This is a genomic window from Bradyrhizobium sp. USDA 4449 (assembly GCF_054056275.1).
In genome coordinates this window covers 4338125-4353763 of the sequence record NZ_JBSRYD010000001.1, presented here as the reverse complement: position 1 = coordinate 4353763, position 15639 = coordinate 4338125, and the positions used below count along the sequence as shown (strand labels likewise).

Annotated in this window: 17 protein-coding genes; 9 read left to right on the top strand and 8 right to left on the bottom strand. The window is 63.7% G+C overall.

Features of this window, described 5'->3' with window-relative positions; translation table 11 throughout:
* Positions 1-161: 161 nt before the first annotated feature.
* On the top strand, positions 162-950 hold the full coding sequence (locus ACVIIW_RS20370; RefSeq protein ID WP_456702357.1) for a thermonuclease family protein: 789 nt from the start codon (positions 162-164) through the stop codon (positions 948-950).
* A 255-nt stretch (positions 951-1205) separates the two neighbouring features.
* Here ACVIIW_RS20370 and ACVIIW_RS20365 read toward each other — a convergent pair whose 3' ends face one another.
* The 6 genes from ACVIIW_RS20365 to ACVIIW_RS20340 all read right to left on the bottom strand — a co-directional run bounded on the left by ACVIIW_RS20365 (position 1206) and on the right by ACVIIW_RS20340 (position 6462).
* Entirely contained in the window at positions 1206-1817 is a 612-nt protein-coding gene (locus ACVIIW_RS20365) for a DedA family protein (protein WP_456702356.1), read from the bottom strand.
* A complete protein-coding gene (locus tag ACVIIW_RS20360; protein WP_456705208.1) occupies positions 1814-2404 on the bottom strand; it encodes a class I SAM-dependent methyltransferase in 591 nt (196 codons plus the stop codon). Before ACVIIW_RS20360 ends, ACVIIW_RS20365 begins: the two co-directional genes overlap by 4 nt.
* A 204-nt stretch (positions 2405-2608) precedes the next feature.
* A complete protein-coding gene (gene cyoD / locus ACVIIW_RS20355) occupies positions 2609-2998 on the bottom strand; it encodes a cytochrome o ubiquinol oxidase subunit IV (protein ID WP_456702355.1) in 390 nt (129 codons plus the stop codon).
* The gene (locus ACVIIW_RS20350) at positions 2995-3636 is read right to left on the bottom strand and encodes a cytochrome (ubi)quinol oxidase subunit III (RefSeq protein WP_456702354.1); all 642 of its coding nucleotides are present in this window, start codon (positions 3634-3636) and stop codon (positions 2995-2997) included. Before ACVIIW_RS20350 ends, cyoD begins: the two co-directional genes overlap by 4 nt.
* On the bottom strand, positions 3636-5639 hold the full coding sequence (gene cyoB, locus ACVIIW_RS20345) for a cytochrome o ubiquinol oxidase subunit I (protein WP_456702353.1): 2004 nt from the start codon (positions 5637-5639) through the stop codon (positions 3636-3638). Before cyoB ends, ACVIIW_RS20350 begins: the two co-directional genes overlap by 1 nt.
* A complete protein-coding gene (locus ACVIIW_RS20340; protein WP_456702352.1) occupies positions 5629-6462 on the bottom strand; it encodes a cytochrome ubiquinol oxidase subunit II in 834 nt (277 codons plus the stop codon). Before ACVIIW_RS20340 ends, cyoB begins: the two co-directional genes overlap by 11 nt.
* 252 nt (positions 6463-6714) lie before the next feature.
* Here ACVIIW_RS20340 and ACVIIW_RS20335 point away from each other — a divergent pair, with 252 nt between their 5' ends.
* Entirely contained in the window at positions 6715-7515 is an 801-nt protein-coding gene (locus ACVIIW_RS20335) for an SDR family NAD(P)-dependent oxidoreductase (RefSeq protein WP_456702351.1), read from the top strand.
* Positions 7516-7539: 24 nt separating this feature from the next.
* On the opposite strand, the gene ACVIIW_RS20330 is transcribed toward ACVIIW_RS20335, so the two are convergent.
* On the bottom strand, positions 7540-8841 hold the full coding sequence (locus tag ACVIIW_RS20330; RefSeq protein ID WP_456705207.1) for a PQQ-dependent sugar dehydrogenase: 1302 nt from the start codon (positions 8839-8841) through the stop codon (positions 7540-7542).
* 204 nt (positions 8842-9045) lie between these two features.
* Here ACVIIW_RS20330 and ACVIIW_RS20325 point away from each other — a divergent pair, with 204 nt between their 5' ends.
* From ACVIIW_RS20325 to ACVIIW_RS20310, 4 genes are all read left to right on the top strand, one after another.
* A complete protein-coding gene (locus tag ACVIIW_RS20325) occupies positions 9046-10239 on the top strand; it encodes a urate hydroxylase PuuD (protein WP_456702350.1) in 1194 nt (397 codons plus the stop codon).
* Positions 10240-10384: 145 nt separating this feature from the next.
* Entirely contained in the window at positions 10385-11239 is an 855-nt protein-coding gene (locus ACVIIW_RS20320; protein ID WP_456702349.1) for a VOC family protein, read from the top strand.
* Between the two features lie 81 nt (positions 11240-11320).
* Positions 11321-11596, top strand: a complete 276-nt coding sequence (locus tag ACVIIW_RS20315; protein ID WP_456702348.1) for a hypothetical protein — start codon at positions 11321-11323, stop codon at positions 11594-11596.
* 200 nt (positions 11597-11796) lie between these two features.
* On the top strand, positions 11797-12753 hold the full coding sequence (locus tag ACVIIW_RS20310; RefSeq protein ID WP_456702347.1) for a lytic transglycosylase domain-containing protein: 957 nt from the start codon (positions 11797-11799) through the stop codon (positions 12751-12753).
* Positions 12754-12798: 45 nt separating this feature from the next.
* On the opposite strand, the gene ACVIIW_RS20305 is transcribed toward ACVIIW_RS20310, so the two are convergent.
* Complete coding sequence (locus ACVIIW_RS20305) at positions 12799-13905, bottom strand: DUF1236 domain-containing protein (protein ID WP_456702346.1); 1107 nt, start codon at positions 13903-13905, stop codon at positions 12799-12801.
* A gap of 106 nt (positions 13906-14011) precedes the next feature.
* Here ACVIIW_RS20305 and ACVIIW_RS20300 point away from each other — a divergent pair, with 106 nt between their 5' ends.
* The 3 genes from ACVIIW_RS20300 to ACVIIW_RS20290 all read left to right on the top strand — a co-directional run bounded on the left by ACVIIW_RS20300 (position 14012) and on the right by ACVIIW_RS20290 (position 15634).
* Positions 14012-14464, top strand: coding sequence for an NUDIX domain-containing protein (locus ACVIIW_RS20300; protein WP_456702345.1), 453 nt, complete (start codon positions 14012-14014; stop codon positions 14462-14464).
* 415 nt (positions 14465-14879) lie between these two features.
* Positions 14880-15374, top strand: coding sequence for a hypothetical protein (locus tag ACVIIW_RS20295; protein WP_456702344.1), 495 nt, complete (start codon positions 14880-14882; stop codon positions 15372-15374).
* On the top strand, positions 15371-15634 hold the full coding sequence (locus ACVIIW_RS20290; RefSeq protein ID WP_456702343.1) for an HGGxSTG domain-containing protein: 264 nt from the start codon (positions 15371-15373) through the stop codon (positions 15632-15634). Before ACVIIW_RS20295 ends, ACVIIW_RS20290 begins: the two co-directional genes overlap by 4 nt.
* Positions 15635-15639 lie beyond the last annotated feature (5 nt).

Genomic DNA, 15639 nt, shown 5'->3' with positions numbered 1-15639 from the left:
TTCGGCCATCACGGCTCACAAGCTGGCCAAACGATAGGTGCAGATCGGGCGGCGAGTAAAGGCTGGCGCGCGAATGTCGCACTTCGCACAGCGCAGACCATTGGTCTCGCGACGACCGGATGCTAGGAACAAGGGGGTAAGAGCAATCATAGCGAGAAATTATGTCCTCGAGGAATTCATTTGCCACCGCCCGCGCGTTCGCCCTTGTCTCGTTTCTTGCTCTGTCCGGATTCCTGGAGACTTCCAGCCCCGCCGCCGCGCTGACTGCGGCTGCGACGGTTCGGGATGCCAATTCGATCCAGCTCGGCGATGTCACCTACCGGCTCGACGGCGTCGACGCGCCCGAGCTGGACCAGGTCTGCATCGACGACCACGCCGATCCCTGGACATGCGGCATCGAGGCCCGCGAGCAGCTCACCAAGCTGATCGGTGGCAAGCCCGTGCACTGCGACGATGTCGGGCCCGAGAAGAACTTTGGCAAACGCCATCGCGCGATCTGCACGGTGGAGGGTGACAAGGTCTCGTTGAACGAGCAGCTGCTCAAACTCGGCTTTGCCATCGCGCGCGAGCCGATCAAGGCCAACGTCAAGCCGGCGGCCGCTGAGGCGAAAGCCGCGTCAGCCGGCATCTGGAAAGGCTGCTTTATTGCACCGCAAGAATTCCGCACTGGCAAGAAGGACGGCCAGCTGCTCGGCAGCGCCTGCCGCTCCGATCGCGACAAGGAAATCCGCGCAGTCCTGTTTCCGGAGGACCTGACGGCCCCGCCGAGCTGCGCCATCAAGGGCAAGCTCGCAGTGCGGGCGCGGGTCACCGGCAATATCGGCATCTATCATTTGCGGGGTTGTCCGAGCTATGCCGCGACCACCAAGCCGGACCGCTGGTTCTGCTCGGAGGATGACGCGCAGGCCTCGGGCTTCCGCAAGGCCTACAATTGCCGTCGGCCAAAGTGAACATTTGGCTCACGCACTCTTGAGTGGTAGTCCGAGACCGTATTGATCCGGAATTGAACCCAAACGGGAGTTGCTGCACCTATATGTGTACGCAAGCGCTTTGCGCGAGCGTTTCCTTGGCGACGATCCGGGCTTCGGTCCGATTGTTTTGCTCAGGCGTTTCCTCCCTAGACTTGGGCCGCTTGTCAGAAACAAGCGGCCTTTCTTTATGGCCCGGCGCATCGCGATCGATCCCAGCCATTCGGCTCTAGCGGCTCAAGCCCGACCGCGGATGAAGCGGAATGCGAGAGCAAGCATGACCTCGACGACGACAATGCCGATGATGGCGGTGGAGGCCGCCGCCGACGGATCGACATGACTTTCGCGCAAACCATAGCCCAACATCAGAAAAGGCGCGTTCCAGGCAAGAGCCCCGACGAAGGTCGCCGTCGTGAAGCACGTCAGTGGAATGGCCACCACCCCGGCAGGGAAAGCCATGTAGACACGGACCAGGGGAATGACCTGGGAGCTCGCGGTGATCCGGAACTGGTTGCGGTGGTATGAGCCCGTCAGCTGGCGATATTTTTCAACCCGAAGGCTCAGATAGCGTCCGGCGCTTTGCACGAATGCCTCACCGCGCCGAGGGCCGAGCCACCGCCCCGCCGCGTACCAGATCAGCGAGCCGAGCGTAGAGCCGGCTGTCGTTGCCGCAAGGGCCCAGGGCAAACCGGCCAAATCCGGAACGACGAACATGCCGAGCACGATCAGCACGCCATAGGACGGTACGATCGGGACAAGCTTTTCCATGGCCGCACACAACGTCAAGCCAGTCAGCCCCCAACCGGCCAGATCGGAGACGAAGACCGGCAAATCGGACAGGCCGGTCATATTCGGCCCTCGCGCGATGGCAGCCGTTTGCGCCGGACGATCTTGTAGACCTGGGCGGGCGGAAAATTCCGCAGCACCCGGCCATGGAGACTCGCCTTGAGGCCGAGACGGTCGAGCAAACGCCGCGGCACCGGGCAACGAACCCCATAGGTGAACTGGTAAAGTGCGCCGCCGTTGCGCAGCAGAGAAAACACGCCGATCAGGATGGCAGTGACCTTTCTGGCCGACATGTTCAGCAACGGCAGCCCGCTGATGGCGCAACCCAAAGGCGCGTTGCCGAGCAGGCGGCTGACGCCTAGCCGCGCTGCATCCATCCGGAGCACGCGGGCTTCGGGGAAGCGCAATCGGAGGACACGGGCAAAATCGGAGCCGGATTCGATCAGTGTCAAATCGGTCTGACGGACGCCGCGCGCGAGCAGGGCCTCGGTAAAGATTCCGGTGCCGGGCCCGAGTTCGAGGACTGGTCCATCCGACGGATCGACCTCCCTCGTGATGAGATCTGCAAGCACCGGCCCCGAGGGAGCGATGGCACCGACCATCAACGGATTGGACGCGAGCGCCTTGAAGAAAAGAAACGTATTGGACATGGAACTCCATCCGCGCACGCCGATCGATTCGGCAGCCTCAGCCAATGAGGGTTAAGGTGAGCGGATTGTGAGAACATTGCGCTTCTGCGCCACTTCGCCAGCCGGCGTCCCCAGCGCCCGGGTCTGAACTGTTGAGCCGGTCCGCGCTCTCGCCTCTTGTCGTGGTCGGGAGAGACGACATTCCGGATCGCCATGGCTTAAACTTCAGCGCGGCATCTGCATGATCTGGTCCATCGGCGGCATGTTCTGGTTGAGATGCGCCATGATCCAGACAGTCCCCCCGACCACCAGGAAGACGACCAGAAGGCCGAAGGCCAGCGCCAACACGTTGTTGGTGTTGTCGGGCCCCGTGGTGATGTGCAGGAAGAAGACGAGGTGCACGCCCATTTGCGCGATGGCCAGCACGATCAACGCGACGGGAATCGAAGGCTGCCAGACCAGATCGGTGCCGGCAATGAAGAACGAGGTCGCGGTGAGCAGCAGCGCCAGGCCGAGACCGACGACATAGCCGAGAATGCGCTCGCGGACACTGTGTTGCTCTTCATCGCCAGGCGCGATGTCGCGTTCGACGTGCATGTGCGCCTGATCGCTCATGCCCCACCTCCAAGCAGGTAGACGACGGAAAATACCCCGACCCAGATGATGTCGAGCGCATGCCAGAACAGCGCAAAGCACATCATCCGGCGCAGGACGTCGGCGCGAAAGCCCTTTGCGAATACCTGGGCCATCATGGTGAGCAGCCAGAGCACGCCAGCGGACACGTGCAATCCGTGGCACCCGACCAGCGAGAAGAATGCAGTCAAGAAGGCGCTACGCGAGGGGCCATAGCCGCGGGCGACGAGATCGGCGAATTCCTTGAACTCGATGGCCAGGAAGATGAGGCCAAGCACACAGGTGACAGCCATACCGAGATAGAACCAGAGCCGGTTGCGAACGTCGGCCGCGATGCTGGCCATGCCGCAGGTGAAGCTCGACAGTAGCAGGCAGACGGTCTCGATCGCGACGTTGCGCTGCTCGAAGATCTCCGAGCCCTTGGGGCCGCCGGCGGTCTGGTTGACCAGCACGGCATAGGCCGCAAAGAAGCAGGAGAACATCACGATGTCCGAGAGCAGGAACACCCAGAAACCGTAGGCGGTGACGATGCGCTTCGGCGCCGGCCCCGGATGCTCGGTGGCGCGGCCAATATGATGCGGGTCGGCGTGAGCGTGCCCGAGAGTCGCGGTCATCGTCATCAGAGCGTCCCCGCCAGGCTTACGAGGTTGCGACGCTCCTCGATGTTGACGCGATCAATTCGTTCGACCTCGGCTGCCGGTATGACGTATTCGTCGTGATCGCGCCACGCGAACACGACAAAGGTCGCGAACGCACCAACACCGCCAAGAACGACCATCCACCAGATGTGCCAGATCAACGCAAAGCCCATCACGGTGGCAAAGAATGCGCAGACAAAGCCGGTCGGCGAATTCTTGGGCATCTCGATGTCCTGGTATTCCGGCCCGGAATGATCCTCGAGCTGCTGCTCCTTGGCGTGGTGCTTCAACGCCCAATAGGCATCCTCGCCACGAACATCGGGATAGAAGGCGAAGTTAAAGACCGGCGGCGGGGACGACGTCGCCCATTCGAGTGAACGGCCATCCCAGGGATCCCCGGTGCGATCCCGCAACGCTTCCCGGTTCCGGATACTGACGACGATCTGAGTGACCTGCGCCAGCACGCCGATCGTCAGCAACAACATGCCGAACGCGGCCACCAGCATCCAGGGCCGCCACTCCGCCACGTCGTAATGCTGCATGCGCCGGGTCATGCCCAACATGCCGGCGATATAAAGCGGCATGAACGTGACCCAGAAGCCGATAAAGGTGAACCAGAATCCCACCTTGCCCCAGCGCTCGTCGAGCCGGAATCCAAACGCCTTCGGGAACCAGTATTCGAATCCCGCGAAAGCGGCGAAGAGGACGCCGCCGATGATAACGTTGTGGAAATGAGCAACCAGAAACATGCTGTTGTGAAGCATGAAATCGGCTGGGGGTACCGCGACCAGAACACCCGTGAGTCCGCCGATGATGAAGGTCACCATGAAGCCGACAGACCACAGCATCGGCGTCGCGAAGCGGATTCGACCGCCATACATGGTGAACAGCCAATTGTAGATTTTCACGCCCGTGGGCACCGCGATGATCATGCTGGCGATGCCGAATATGGCGTTGACGTCAGGCCCAGCCCCCATCGTGAAGAAGTGATGCAGCCAGACCATGAAGGAGATGATGCAGATCGCCATGGTGGCGAGCACCATCGAGCGATAGCCGAACAGTGGCTTGCTGGAGAAGGTCGATACCACCTCCGAATAGACCCCGAACGCCGGCAGCACCAGAATATAGACCTCGGGATGCCCCCAGGCCCAGATCAGGTTCATGAACATCATGACGTTACCGCCAGCTTCGTTGGTGAAGAAGTGGAAGCCGAGATAGCGATCGAGCAGCAGCATCGCCAGCGTCGCGGTGAGGATCGGGAAGGCCGCAACGATCAGGAGGTTCGAAGCCAGCGTAGTCCAGCAGAACATCGGCATGCGCAGATAGTTCATGCCCTTGGTGCGCAGCTTCAGCACGGTGGTGACGAGATTGATGCCGGCGACCAGCGTGCCCACGCCGGAAATCTGCAGCGACCAGGCGTAATAGTCGACGCCGACGCCCGGCGAGTAGGACAGCTCCGAAAGCGGCGGAAAGGCGAGCCAGCCGGTCCGGGCAAACTCACCGATCACGAGCGACAGATTGACCAGCAGCGCACCGGTCGCAGTCAGCCAGAAGCCGACGGAATTCAATGTCGGGAACGCGACGTCGCGTACGCCGAGCTGGAGCGGCACCACCAGGTTCATCAGCCCGATCACGAACGGCATCGCCACGAAGAAGATCATGATGGTGCCGTGCGCCGAGAAGATCTGGTTGTAGTGCTCCGGCGGGAGATACCCCTGTGACTGGTAGGCGATCGCCTGCTGGATCCGCATCATGATGGCGTCGCTGCCGCCGCGCAGCAGCATCACCGAGGCCAACAGGATGTACATGACGCCGATGCGCTTGTGGTCGACGCTCGTGATCCATTCGTGCCAGAGATAGGGCAGATGCCCCTTCACCACGACCCAGGCCAACACGCCCAGGATCACAAGGAGCACCACGCCGCCCGCCGCAAGCGGAATGGGTTGATCGAATGGGATGGCCGACCAATCGAGCTTACCGAGCATCGTGGCCTCCGGTGTGGGGACGGCCGGCATCGGAGACGAGCTCCGGTCCCGGTCCTGGCGGAATGTGCTGGGTGGCGATCAGGTCGAACAGGCGCGGGTCTTCCAGGCGATAGGTCGGTCTGCCCTTCTCGATTCCCTGCTGCATCAGCTTCTTGTAGCTATCTTCGTTCAGCACGGCGTCGGTCCTGGCCGTGGTCGTGACCCAGTCTGGAAAGGCCAGCGGCGAGACGACGTTGACGTCGAACATCATGTCCGGAAAGCCGTCGCCGGAGAAATGCGCCGACAGGCCCTGCAGCTTGCCCTGATTGTCGGCGCGCAGGTTCAGCTTCGTCACCATGCCGTTCATGGTGTAGATCATGCTGCCGAGCTGCGGGATGAAGAACACGTTCATTACGCTCGACGACGTCAGCTGGATGTTCAGTTCGGCGCCGGCCGGCACCGTCAGCGAGTTGACCGTGGCGATGCGCTGGTCCGGATAGATGAAGAGCCATTTCCAGTCGAGCGAGACGGCCTGGATGCGCACGGGGCTGCCTGTGCCGGGAACGGGCGCTGCGGGATCGAGCTGGTGCGAGCCGATCCAGGCCACGCCACCGAGCAGGATTACGGTAAGCGCGGGGATCGCCCACACCACCATCTCGACGCGGCCGGAATAGACGAAATCAGGCCGGTAGCGCGCTTTCGTGTTCGACGCCCGAAACCAGAACGCAAAAGCCAGGATCGCGAAGATGGTCGGCACCACGATCGCGAGCATGATGAAGACGGAATCAACCAATATGGTGCTGTTGGCCGCAGCCACGGGGCCTTGTGGATCAAGCAGATTCATCGGCAAGCCACTGGTGGTTGGGGATCCCCGGGATGGAGCCTAGCCCAGGACAGGCTCCGGCAGCAAACGCGGTCGCGTGAAGTCGGTTCCTGCGCGGCAGCAAGTCGTTGGCCCGCATGTGCTTTCAACGCCGTGACACAGCCATGCATGGTCAGTGGGACGGCGTGCGCCTGCCGGCCATCCCGCCGCATGATCCGTCTTCCGCTGCGATCGGCCCGTGCTATCGTGATGAAAAAGCAGGGAGAAAACGTAATGCGTCTGAAAGACAAGGTTGCGATCGTCGTCGGTGCCGGCCAGAGTCCGGGCGAAGGCATGGGCAATGGCCGCGCCACCGCGCTCACCTTCGCGCGCGAGGGCGCCAAGGTGCTGTGTGTCGACCATCATCTGGAGTCGGCCCGGGAAACCGTCGATCTGATCGCTGCAAATCGAGGCACCGCCGCGGCCTTCAAGGCCGACGTGACGAGCTCGGCCGACATCAAGGCGATGGTCGCCGATGCCACATCGCGTTGGCGCCGCATCGACGTGCTGCACAACAATGTCGGCGTCAGCCTGTCGGGCGGTGATGCCGAGCTGCTTCAAATCACCGAGGAGGCGTTCGATCGCGTCGTCGCCATCAATCTGAAGAGCTGCATCTTCGCGGCGAAGGAAGTCATTCCGATCATGCGCGCGCAGAAGAGCGGGGCCATCATCAACATTTCCTCGATGGCTGCGATCACGACCTATCCTTACGTCGCCTACAAGGCGACGAAATCAGCGATGATCGCCTTCACTGAACAGCTCGCCTATCAGAACGCCGAATACGGCATCCGCGCCAACGTCATCCTGCCCGGACTGATGAACACGCCGATGGCCGTGGACACCCGCGCCCGCGAATGGTCCAAAACCCGCGCCGAAGTCGAAGCCGAGCGCGACAGCAAGGTGCCGCTGCGCAAGAAGATGGGCACCGCGTGGGACGTGGCGAATGCGGCGCTGTTCCTGGCGTCGGATGAGGCCAATTTCATCACCGGCGTGACGCTGCCCGTCGATGGCGGAGCGAGCGTCAGGCGGGGGTAAGGCTCATCTATTCCCTCGCCCTCGCTAATGAGTCACGCGCCAGATCGTGCCGCTGGTATCTTCCGAGATCAGCAGGGCGCCATCCTTCGCGACCGCGATGCCGACCGGGCGTCCCCAGACCTGGATCTCGTTCACGACGAAGCCCGTCACAAAGTCCTCATACTCGCCGGTCGGCTTACCATCCTTCATCCTGATACGGATCACCTTGTAGCCGGTGCGCTTCGAGCGGTTCCAGGAGCCGTGCTCGGCGGCGAAGGCGTCGCCCTGATATTCCGATGGAAACTGCGTGCCCTGGTAGAAGGTCAAGCCGAGCGAGGCCGAATGCGGCTGCACCAGCACATCAGGTATGGTCACCTTGTCCTTGAGGTCCGGCCGCGCGCCTGAAAGGCGCGGGTCTTCGTTGTTGCCGATGTAGAACCAGGGCCAGCCGTAGAAGGCGCCCTCCTTCACGCTGGTGACATAGTCGGGCACGAGATCGTCGCCGAGACCATCGCGCTCGTTGGTCGAGCACCAGGGCAATCCCGTCTGCGGCTGGATCGCAAGGCCGACGCAGTTGCGGATGCCGGTGGCGTAAAGCTTGCGATCCTTGCCGTTGGGGTCGAACGATAGCACCGCCGCGCGCCCGCCCTCGTATCCCCAGGACGCACCGAGCGCCTGCGTGCGCGACCAAGCCTCTAAGCCGCCTGGCGGGCTGCCCATGCCTTCGCCAACATTGCTGGCGGAGCCAACCGACACCAGCATGCGTTTACTTTCAGGCGTGAACACGATGTCGCGGGTCGAATGGCCCGATCCCGGCGCAAGGTTCGCGACGACGAGGTCAGGCTTGGCCGACGCCTTCAAGTCACCGGTGCGATACGGAAAGCGAACGACATTGCTGGCATTGGCGACATAGATCCATTGCGGATTGTCGCCGTTCGGGAAGAAGGCGATGCCGAAAGGACGGGTGAGCCCGCTGGCAAAGACATCGTTGGTCGCAACCTCGCCGCCCTCCCCGAGACGCAGCACGCGAATGCGCCCGGGTCCGGTCTCGGCAACGAAGATATCGCCATTCGGCGCGACGCGCAGCACGCGTGCGTCGGAGAGGCCCTCAGCCAACAGCCCGATCTTGAATCCCTCCGGCACGAGCGGCGTCATACGTCCGCGTGCGGTCACGCGCGCGGGGTTTGAGACCGACCGCGAGGCGCCGGGTTTGGCCAGATCCTGCGGGCGGATCAGCCTGACCGTGCCGGGCTTGTCGGCCTGCCAGCTGCCATAGGCGTCCCTGCCCAGCAGAACGGGTTCGGCTTGCGCGCCGGCGCTGGCGACCAAGAGCCATGCCGGCACCATCATCTGCGAAACACGAGATATCACGTCGCCTTCCCCCCCGACTTCCCTGCCAAATCCCACGTCAGCTCGTGCCCGCACGATGTGCATTGGGGATGGCCCATCGTACTGGAAAATGGCGCGGATCGGTGCAACACATTGTGAGGGCACGGTCGCCGGCTGCATCATCAAGCTGGCGCATCGATACCACGATTTGATGGGGTGATCATGTGGGGATCGATCGTATCCGAATGGGCGAGCCTGCTGCTGCGCTGGCTGCACGTGATCGCTGCGATCGCCTGGATCGGCAGCTCGTTCTATTTCATCGCGCTCGACCTCAGCCTCAAGCAAAAGAGCGACCTGCCTGATGGCGTACAGGGCGAGGCCTGGCAGGTCCACGGCGGCGGCTTCTACCGGATCATGAAATATCTGGTGGCACCAAGCCAGATGCCGGACGAACTGACCTGGTTCAAATGGGAGGCCTACACCACCTGGCTGTCCGGCTTCGCTCTGATGGTGGTGGTTTATTATCTCGACGCCGATCTGTTCCTGATCGACAAGTCGACCCTCGACCTCACGCCATTCCAGGCCGGTCTGTTCAGCTTTTCGAGCCTCGCGCTGGCCTGGCTGCTCTATGAGGCCGCGTGCCGCACCGGCTTGGCGCAGCGCGAGCTTCCCTTCGCCATCGGCGGCTATCTGTTCCTGGTAGCGCTGACCTACGCCTTCACCCATGTGCTGAGCGGGCGCGGCGCCTTTAACCAGATCGCGGCGATCATCGGCACCATCATGGTCGCCAATGTCTTTGCGCTGATCATCCCGAACCAGAAGAAGATCGCCGCCAGCCTGATCGCGGGACAGGCGCCTGATCCCAAACTCGGAAAAGCCAGCAAGGAGCGCTCGGTCCACAACAACTATCTGACCTTGCCGGTCGTCGTGCTGATGATCAGCAACCATTATCCCCTGCTCTACGCCACCCGCTTCAACTGGGTCATCGTTGCGATCGTGCTGGCATTGGGTCCCGTGATCCGCCATTTCTTCAACGAGGGCCATGCCGGCCGCAAATCGCCATGGTGGGTGTGGGGCGTGGCAGCAGCGGGCGCGATCGCGATCCTCTTTCTGTCCGCGGCCGGGCCGCGCGAGGTCACGACAGGCGCGCTGTCGGGACAGCCGACGGCGGCCAACGTCGAGGAGATCGTGATGTCCCGTTGCAGCATGTGTCACGCGGCCGAACCGGTATGGGCGGGCATCGTGACCGCGCCGAAAGGCATCTTGCTCGACGCGCCCGAGCACATCCATCGCAACATCCGCCTGATCGGCCGTGTCGCCGCATGGTCCAACGCGATGCCGCCGGGGAACGTCACCGAGATGACCGGCGAGGAGCGCGCCGTCCTCGGCGCCTATATCGGCGAGCAGGATCGCTGACGCCACAACGCGTCACGCGGCGTTTCGCGGAATGAAATTCCCTGATCTCCCGCCGAATTGAAAATGACTTGATCGCCTATCCGGCGTAGACAGGGCCAGCGGTCGCTCAGGCCGTCCAACGTCATTTGCATTCGGGGAAATCACAGTGGCGCTCAAGAACGTCATCGGTATCGACCACGCCGTGGTCATGGTGCGGGACCTCGACAAGGCCGCCGAAAACTACAGGCAGCTCGGTTTCACCCTGTCGCCGCGCGGCACCCACAGTGCACATATGGGCACCGGCAACTACACCATCATGTTCGACCCTGACTACATGGAGCTGCTCGGCGTGCTGGTGCCAACCGAACACAACGCACCTGCACGCGCCTTTGTCGAGCGGCACGGCGAAGGCATCGAGCGCATCGCTTTCACCGCGATCGATAGCGCCGCCGGCGCCGAAGAGATCCGCGCGCGCGGCTTCCCCCCGATCGGTCCGACGGATTTCGAGCGGCCGGTAACGCTGCCCGATGGCACGGTCTCGGCCGCGAAATTCCGCACCTTCATGTGGCCGACCGCGGAGGCGCCCGGCGGCGTGCGCATCTTCGCCTGCCAGCACAAGACGCGCGAGACGGTGTGGATCCCCGAGCTGATGAGGCACGCCAATGCGGCGAAGCGGATCAGCGAGGTGCTGATCGCAACACCCGAGCCCGCGAAGGACGCAGCGCATCTGGCGCGGCTGATCGATCGGGAGCCGAAGGCAGAGGCCGACGGCGCGGTGACGGTGCCGTCGGGCAGCGACCGCGCCGCCTTCGTCTATCTGACGCTGGACCAGCTCGGCAAACGCTATCCCGGCGTGCCGCTCGCAGGCCTGTCCGAACGCGGCGGCGCGGCGCTGGTGCTCGTCAGCGGCGATCTCGCCGCAACCGAGAAAGCGCTGGGTCCGGCGGGTGTCCGCAGCGGAGCCGCGATCGTCGTGCCCCCGGCCAGGGCCAACGGCACCCTGCTCGCTTTCATTACCTGACGATTTGAACCAATTCTTCAACGCGCGTTTACCCGGCGACCCTAGGATGGCCCTGAAGTCCACGCCGCCTGGGGCACGCGCATGTTCAAAGAGGGATCGCCGATCGCTTACGACGCGCCGGCGGAGCTGAAGAAGTGGCCGTCGCTGAAAGGCGAGCGGCAGAAGGATCGCGGTCCGCCCTATCTCGTCTACAACGGCACGCTTGCCGACTGCGTCCGCGAGCTCATGGGCAAGCCCATCAAAGGCATCTCGCTCTACGACATCATGACGACGCCGCAAGCAGCCTTCGACCAGACCGTGCTCTCGCCGGGCGACGCCGCCGAGATCGCGATGCGCAAGGATTTTCCCAAGGCGTAAGCGCCGTCGGCCTCCGGCGATCCCGAGCTTCCCTTCGGTTCCCGCAGAAGCGCGGGACCGACACCGCATGGCAGCGCCGGGAACACCGTACTAACACCGGCGGCCGCCAGCAATCGCAGCTTCGCCGCAATTACGGTTAAGAAGTCCTTGTCCCCGGCACTCCGCCGGTCGTTCCCCACAGTTCGAGGACTTTCACCGAGATGCGATTTCTCGTCGCGGCTTGCGCTGCGTTCCTGATTCTGATGTGCGACGTCAGCGCACCTCCGTCCCCGCAAACCTCCTATTTCGACAATGCGACAGCAAAGTCCGATCGCGCGCCCTCGCTGGTTCCCCTCGTCGAACTGTTCCTCGCAAGCGTGCAGGCCATCGAGCTTGCCAATGCGCGCGCCTCGTACGAGGAGACGATCGAGCCGCCGCTCGCAACTGAAACCGCCGAGCAGGCGCCGGTGTCGCCTTCGGAGCAATTCTGCCTCGCGCTGAAGCAGGCGGCCGAGGAGAGCGGCATTCCGGTGCCGTTCTTTGCCCGCCTGCTCTGGCAAGAGAGCCGGTTCAAGTCCAACGAGGTCAGCCAGGCCGGCGCGCAAGGCGTCGCGCAATTCATGCCGGAGACCGCCGCCGAGGTCGGGCTCGACGATCCCTTCGATCCCATGAAGGCGCTGCCGGCGTCGGCAAAATTCCTGCGCAAGCTCCGCGACGATTTCGGCAATCTCGGCCTCGCCGCAGCCGCCTACAACGCGGGTCCCGGGCGCATCCAGAAATGGCTCGCCAAGGAGAGTGAGCTGCCGCGCGAGACGCGCGACTATGTCCGCATCATCACCGGCACCAAGGCCGAAGACTGGACCGAGCGCTCGCAGGCGCTGGCGATCCGGATCGACCTGCCGCGCGAAGCGCCGTGCGAGGGTGTCGGCAGCCTGTCCAAGACCAAGGACGTCGCTTGGGTCCCGGTGAACCTCACGCCGTCGACTGCGACCACCATCCGGAAGGCCGAACAGCTGGCGGCGCGGCTGTCGGCCAACCGCGCCCGCAAGCGCCTCGTTGCCCTGCTCCACAAGAACGGCACAGCCCACGGCAAGGCGCGCAGCATGATCGCCGCGCGCGCAAAGGGTGCGAAGGCCCACGCGATCCGCGTCGCGGCGCGCGAGCGCTCTTCGGGCTAATGGAGAGACCAGGAAGCCGCTCGATGGAGCGGCTTCCTGCGGCGGCTAATCGATTTCCTCGATCACGCGACGCTCGTGCGGCTCGATGACATAAGTCCTGGTGTCGCGATGGATGTAGCGGTACTCCCGCAGGTCCGGCGCATCCCGGTAGACGGTGCTCGGCAGTTCCTCGACTTCGACGCTCTCAGGAACGCGATCACCGACATGGATCTCGGTGCGCGCGGAGCTGCCGGTGGTCCGCGGTTCGCGCCGCTCCTCTATGCGGGCCTTGGCATGCTTGCGGATCACCTCGCGATCGCGATCGGAGAACTTGCTGGCGCTGCGCTCGCGAGTCGTCGTCGTCGCGGTGGACTGCCCCGAATATGGAAGCACCGTTACGATCTTGTAGGTCGAGGGATCGACCACGACGATCTCGTCCTTGACCAGCGCAAAGCTGTAGCCGCGATATTGCGGCGCGATCTCGACGACATCGGGCGGCAGCGTCGACAGCTGCACGTCGCGCGGCACCACCGTGCCGACGCTCAGCGAGAAATTCACGTTTGTCAGCGGCCGTACGTTCAGGTGCGAGATCGACGCACTGATCTTGGTCTCCTGCTGCCGATCGAGCTTGGCGTCGGGTCGGGCAGCCATTTGCGAATTGGTCCCTGTCCGCTCGCCCTGCGCCTGGTTGCCGGCCGGCGCCTGCTGCGCCTGATTGGCTCCGGTCGCGCTCGGCGCCTGCTGCGCCTGATTGCTGGTGGCGGGGGATTGACTGGAGCGATCCTGCGCCTGGTTCGTGCCGGTCGCCGGCGGATTGGCGCTCTGCTGGGTCGCGGGCGGATTGGTCGTGCTCGAGCTTGCCGTACCGTTCTGCGGCCGTGACTGATTGTCCGCACTGTTGGCAGCATTGGTGCTGGAACCGCCGGCTCCCGACGATGGTGCGGTGCTCTGCGTATTCTGCGCCGATGACCCCGACGTCGAGGATTGCTGCGGCTGCGACGGGGTCTGCTGCGACTGCGCCGCACCCGATGGCGCGGTGGTCGACGGCGTTGCCGATTTGTCCTGGGATGGCGAGGATTGCTGAGACGTCGTGTTCGCGCTCGGCGACGATTGCGCGAAGGCGGCGCTCGCCAGCACAAGTCCCAATGCGGTGGTTGCCAGCAGGCGGATCATGGTTCACTCCCTTTTGTCCGATCAAGCGTTGGCTACTAACCTGCGCTAAGAGGCGCGGTTCCATTTTTCGCGATCGCTTGACGCCTCGCCTGCACGGAACCTTGTGATGCCTTCGAGAAGCGCCGGAATCCTTGCCTATCGAAAACGTCGCATATGCGAGGTGCTCCTCGTCCATCCCGGCGGCCCCTTCTGGCGCAACAAGGATCTCGGGGCGTGGTCGATTCCCAAGGGCGAATATGCCGACGACGAGGACGCAGAGCTTGCGGCCCGACGGGAGTTTGCCGAAGAGCTCGGAGTTGAGGTGTCCGTGCCGCTGATCGCGCTCGGCGAGGTCAAGCAGCGCGGCGGCAAGATCGTCACCGCCTTCGCGGCCGAGCTCGACGTCGAGGCGGCCGAAATCCGCAGCAACAGTTTCGAAATCGAATGGCCGCCGCGCAGTGGCAAGCGGCAACGCTTTCCCGAGGTGGATCGCGCCGAATGGTTCACCCTCGAAGAGGCGTACGCGAAGATCAACGAAGGCCAGCGCCCGCTGCTCGCGCGCCTGCCCCGGAGCAAGTGAGCGCGGCCGATCGGGCCAAACGACGAAAACAACCCCATGCACAGTAGCCGGCGCCAGGGGAACCGAGGCTTCGCACGGGTGAAGATGCTGAATATCAGAAATTTCGTTTGACCCGTCGGGCAAAACAGGTGCATGGTGGCATCATCGCGCGATCAGCCTGTGGTCACCGCACGCCTCCCGGGCGTCCCTCGCCCTGGCTTGCACGAAAATTCCTCGCCGAGATCTGAAAATCAAAACCGCCGCGTCAGCAAGCGCGCGATCGGCTTCGCTCCCGGCGAGCCTTCGCGCTTTGCGCCGGCAAAGGACCCATCGCATGACGACATCCCTGACGACCACCGAAGCCATGCCCATCGGGGCCAACGATCGCGCCCCGATCACCGCAGTCCCACAGGTCAAGCTCCGTCGCAGGCGCGTCGTGATCGACCACGCCGATCCGCACACCGGCGAGAAGCTGCTGGCCGAGGCGCTCGGCGCCCCCGACCGCGACGCGCTGCACGGCCTGCTGAGCCAGCTCGTGAAAGCCAGCGCCGTCGCGCTCAAGCCCGACCAGGGCAATCTCTCCTTCATGGTTTCGATGCTGAAGAGCATCGCGCCAAAGGATTCGCTCGAGGCGATGCTGGCGGCGCAGATGGTGAGCATTCAGGTCGCGACAATGCGCTGCGCCTGCCGCCTCGCCTGCACCACCGAGGTGACGCAACAGGAAAGTCTGACGCGCGCCCTGACCCGGCTGTCGCGCACCTTCGCGAACCAGATGGAGGCCCTGAACCGCCATCGCAGCAGCGGCGCGTGCGCGATCACGGTGCAGAATCTGTCGGTGCAGGATGGCGGCAAGGCCGTCGTCGGTCATTTCGCACAACACGCGAACCTGATCGCCGCGCAGCCGGGCCTTGTGGACGCCGTCGGCGCATGAGCCACGCCCGCAACACCGCCGCGATGCAAGCGAGCCGGCGCTGCGGCGCGCAAACACGCGACGGTCAGACCTGTCGCGCGCCGGCATTGCGCGGCAAGGCGCGCTGCCGCATGCATGGCGGGGCATGGGGATCGGGAGCGCCTGATGGAAACGGCAATGCGGTCAAGCACGGCTACTATACCGGTGAGGCCATGAACGAGCGCAGGCAAATCCGCGACTTGTTGCGCGAAACGCAAAAACTTCTTCGGGAGCTGAAGTGAGCGGC

Excerpts from the sequence above, each read along its gene's own strand:
- ACVIIW_RS20290 (WP_456702343.1), top strand. The coding sequence starts at position 15,371 with ATGAGCCACGCCCGCAACACCGCCGCGATGCAAGCGAGCCGGCGCTGC.
- cyoB (WP_456702353.1), bottom strand. The coding sequence starts at position 5,639 with ATGCTCGGTAAGCTCGATTGGTCGGCCATCCCATTCGATCAACCCATT.
- cyoD (WP_456702355.1), bottom strand. The coding sequence starts at position 2,998 with ATGAGCGATCAGGCGCACATGCACGTCGAACGCGACATCGCGCCTGGC.
- ACVIIW_RS20365 (WP_456702356.1), bottom strand. The coding sequence starts at position 1,817 with ATGACCGGCCTGTCCGATTTGCCGGTCTTCGTCTCCGATCTGGCCGGT.
- ACVIIW_RS20305 (WP_456702346.1), bottom strand. The coding sequence starts at position 13,905 with ATGATCCGCCTGCTGGCAACCACCGCATTGGGACTTGTGCTGGCGAGC.
- ACVIIW_RS20370 (WP_456702357.1), top strand. The coding sequence starts at position 162 with ATGTCCTCGAGGAATTCATTTGCCACCGCCCGCGCGTTCGCCCTTGTC.
- ACVIIW_RS20340 (WP_456702352.1), bottom strand. The coding sequence starts at position 6,462 with ATGAATCTGCTTGATCCACAAGGCCCCGTGGCTGCGGCCAACAGCACC.
- ACVIIW_RS20360 (WP_456705208.1), bottom strand. The coding sequence starts at position 2,404 with ATGTCCAATACGTTTCTTTTCTTCAAGGCGCTCGCGTCCAATCCGTTG.
- ACVIIW_RS20350 (WP_456702354.1), bottom strand. The coding sequence starts at position 3,636 with ATGACGATGACCGCGACTCTCGGGCACGCTCACGCCGACCCGCATCAT.
- ACVIIW_RS20325 (WP_456702350.1), top strand. The coding sequence starts at position 9,046 with ATGTGGGGATCGATCGTATCCGAATGGGCGAGCCTGCTGCTGCGCTGG.
- ACVIIW_RS20300 (WP_456702345.1), top strand. The coding sequence starts at position 14,012 with ATGCCTTCGAGAAGCGCCGGAATCCTTGCCTATCGAAAACGTCGCATA.
- ACVIIW_RS20310 (WP_456702347.1), top strand. The coding sequence starts at position 11,797 with ATGCGATTTCTCGTCGCGGCTTGCGCTGCGTTCCTGATTCTGATGTGC.
- ACVIIW_RS20335 (WP_456702351.1), top strand. The coding sequence starts at position 6,715 with ATGCGTCTGAAAGACAAGGTTGCGATCGTCGTCGGTGCCGGCCAGAGT.
- ACVIIW_RS20315 (WP_456702348.1), top strand. The coding sequence starts at position 11,321 with ATGTTCAAAGAGGGATCGCCGATCGCTTACGACGCGCCGGCGGAGCTG.
- ACVIIW_RS20330 (WP_456705207.1), bottom strand. The coding sequence starts at position 8,841 with ATGGTGCCGGCATGGCTCTTGGTCGCCAGCGCCGGCGCGCAAGCCGAA.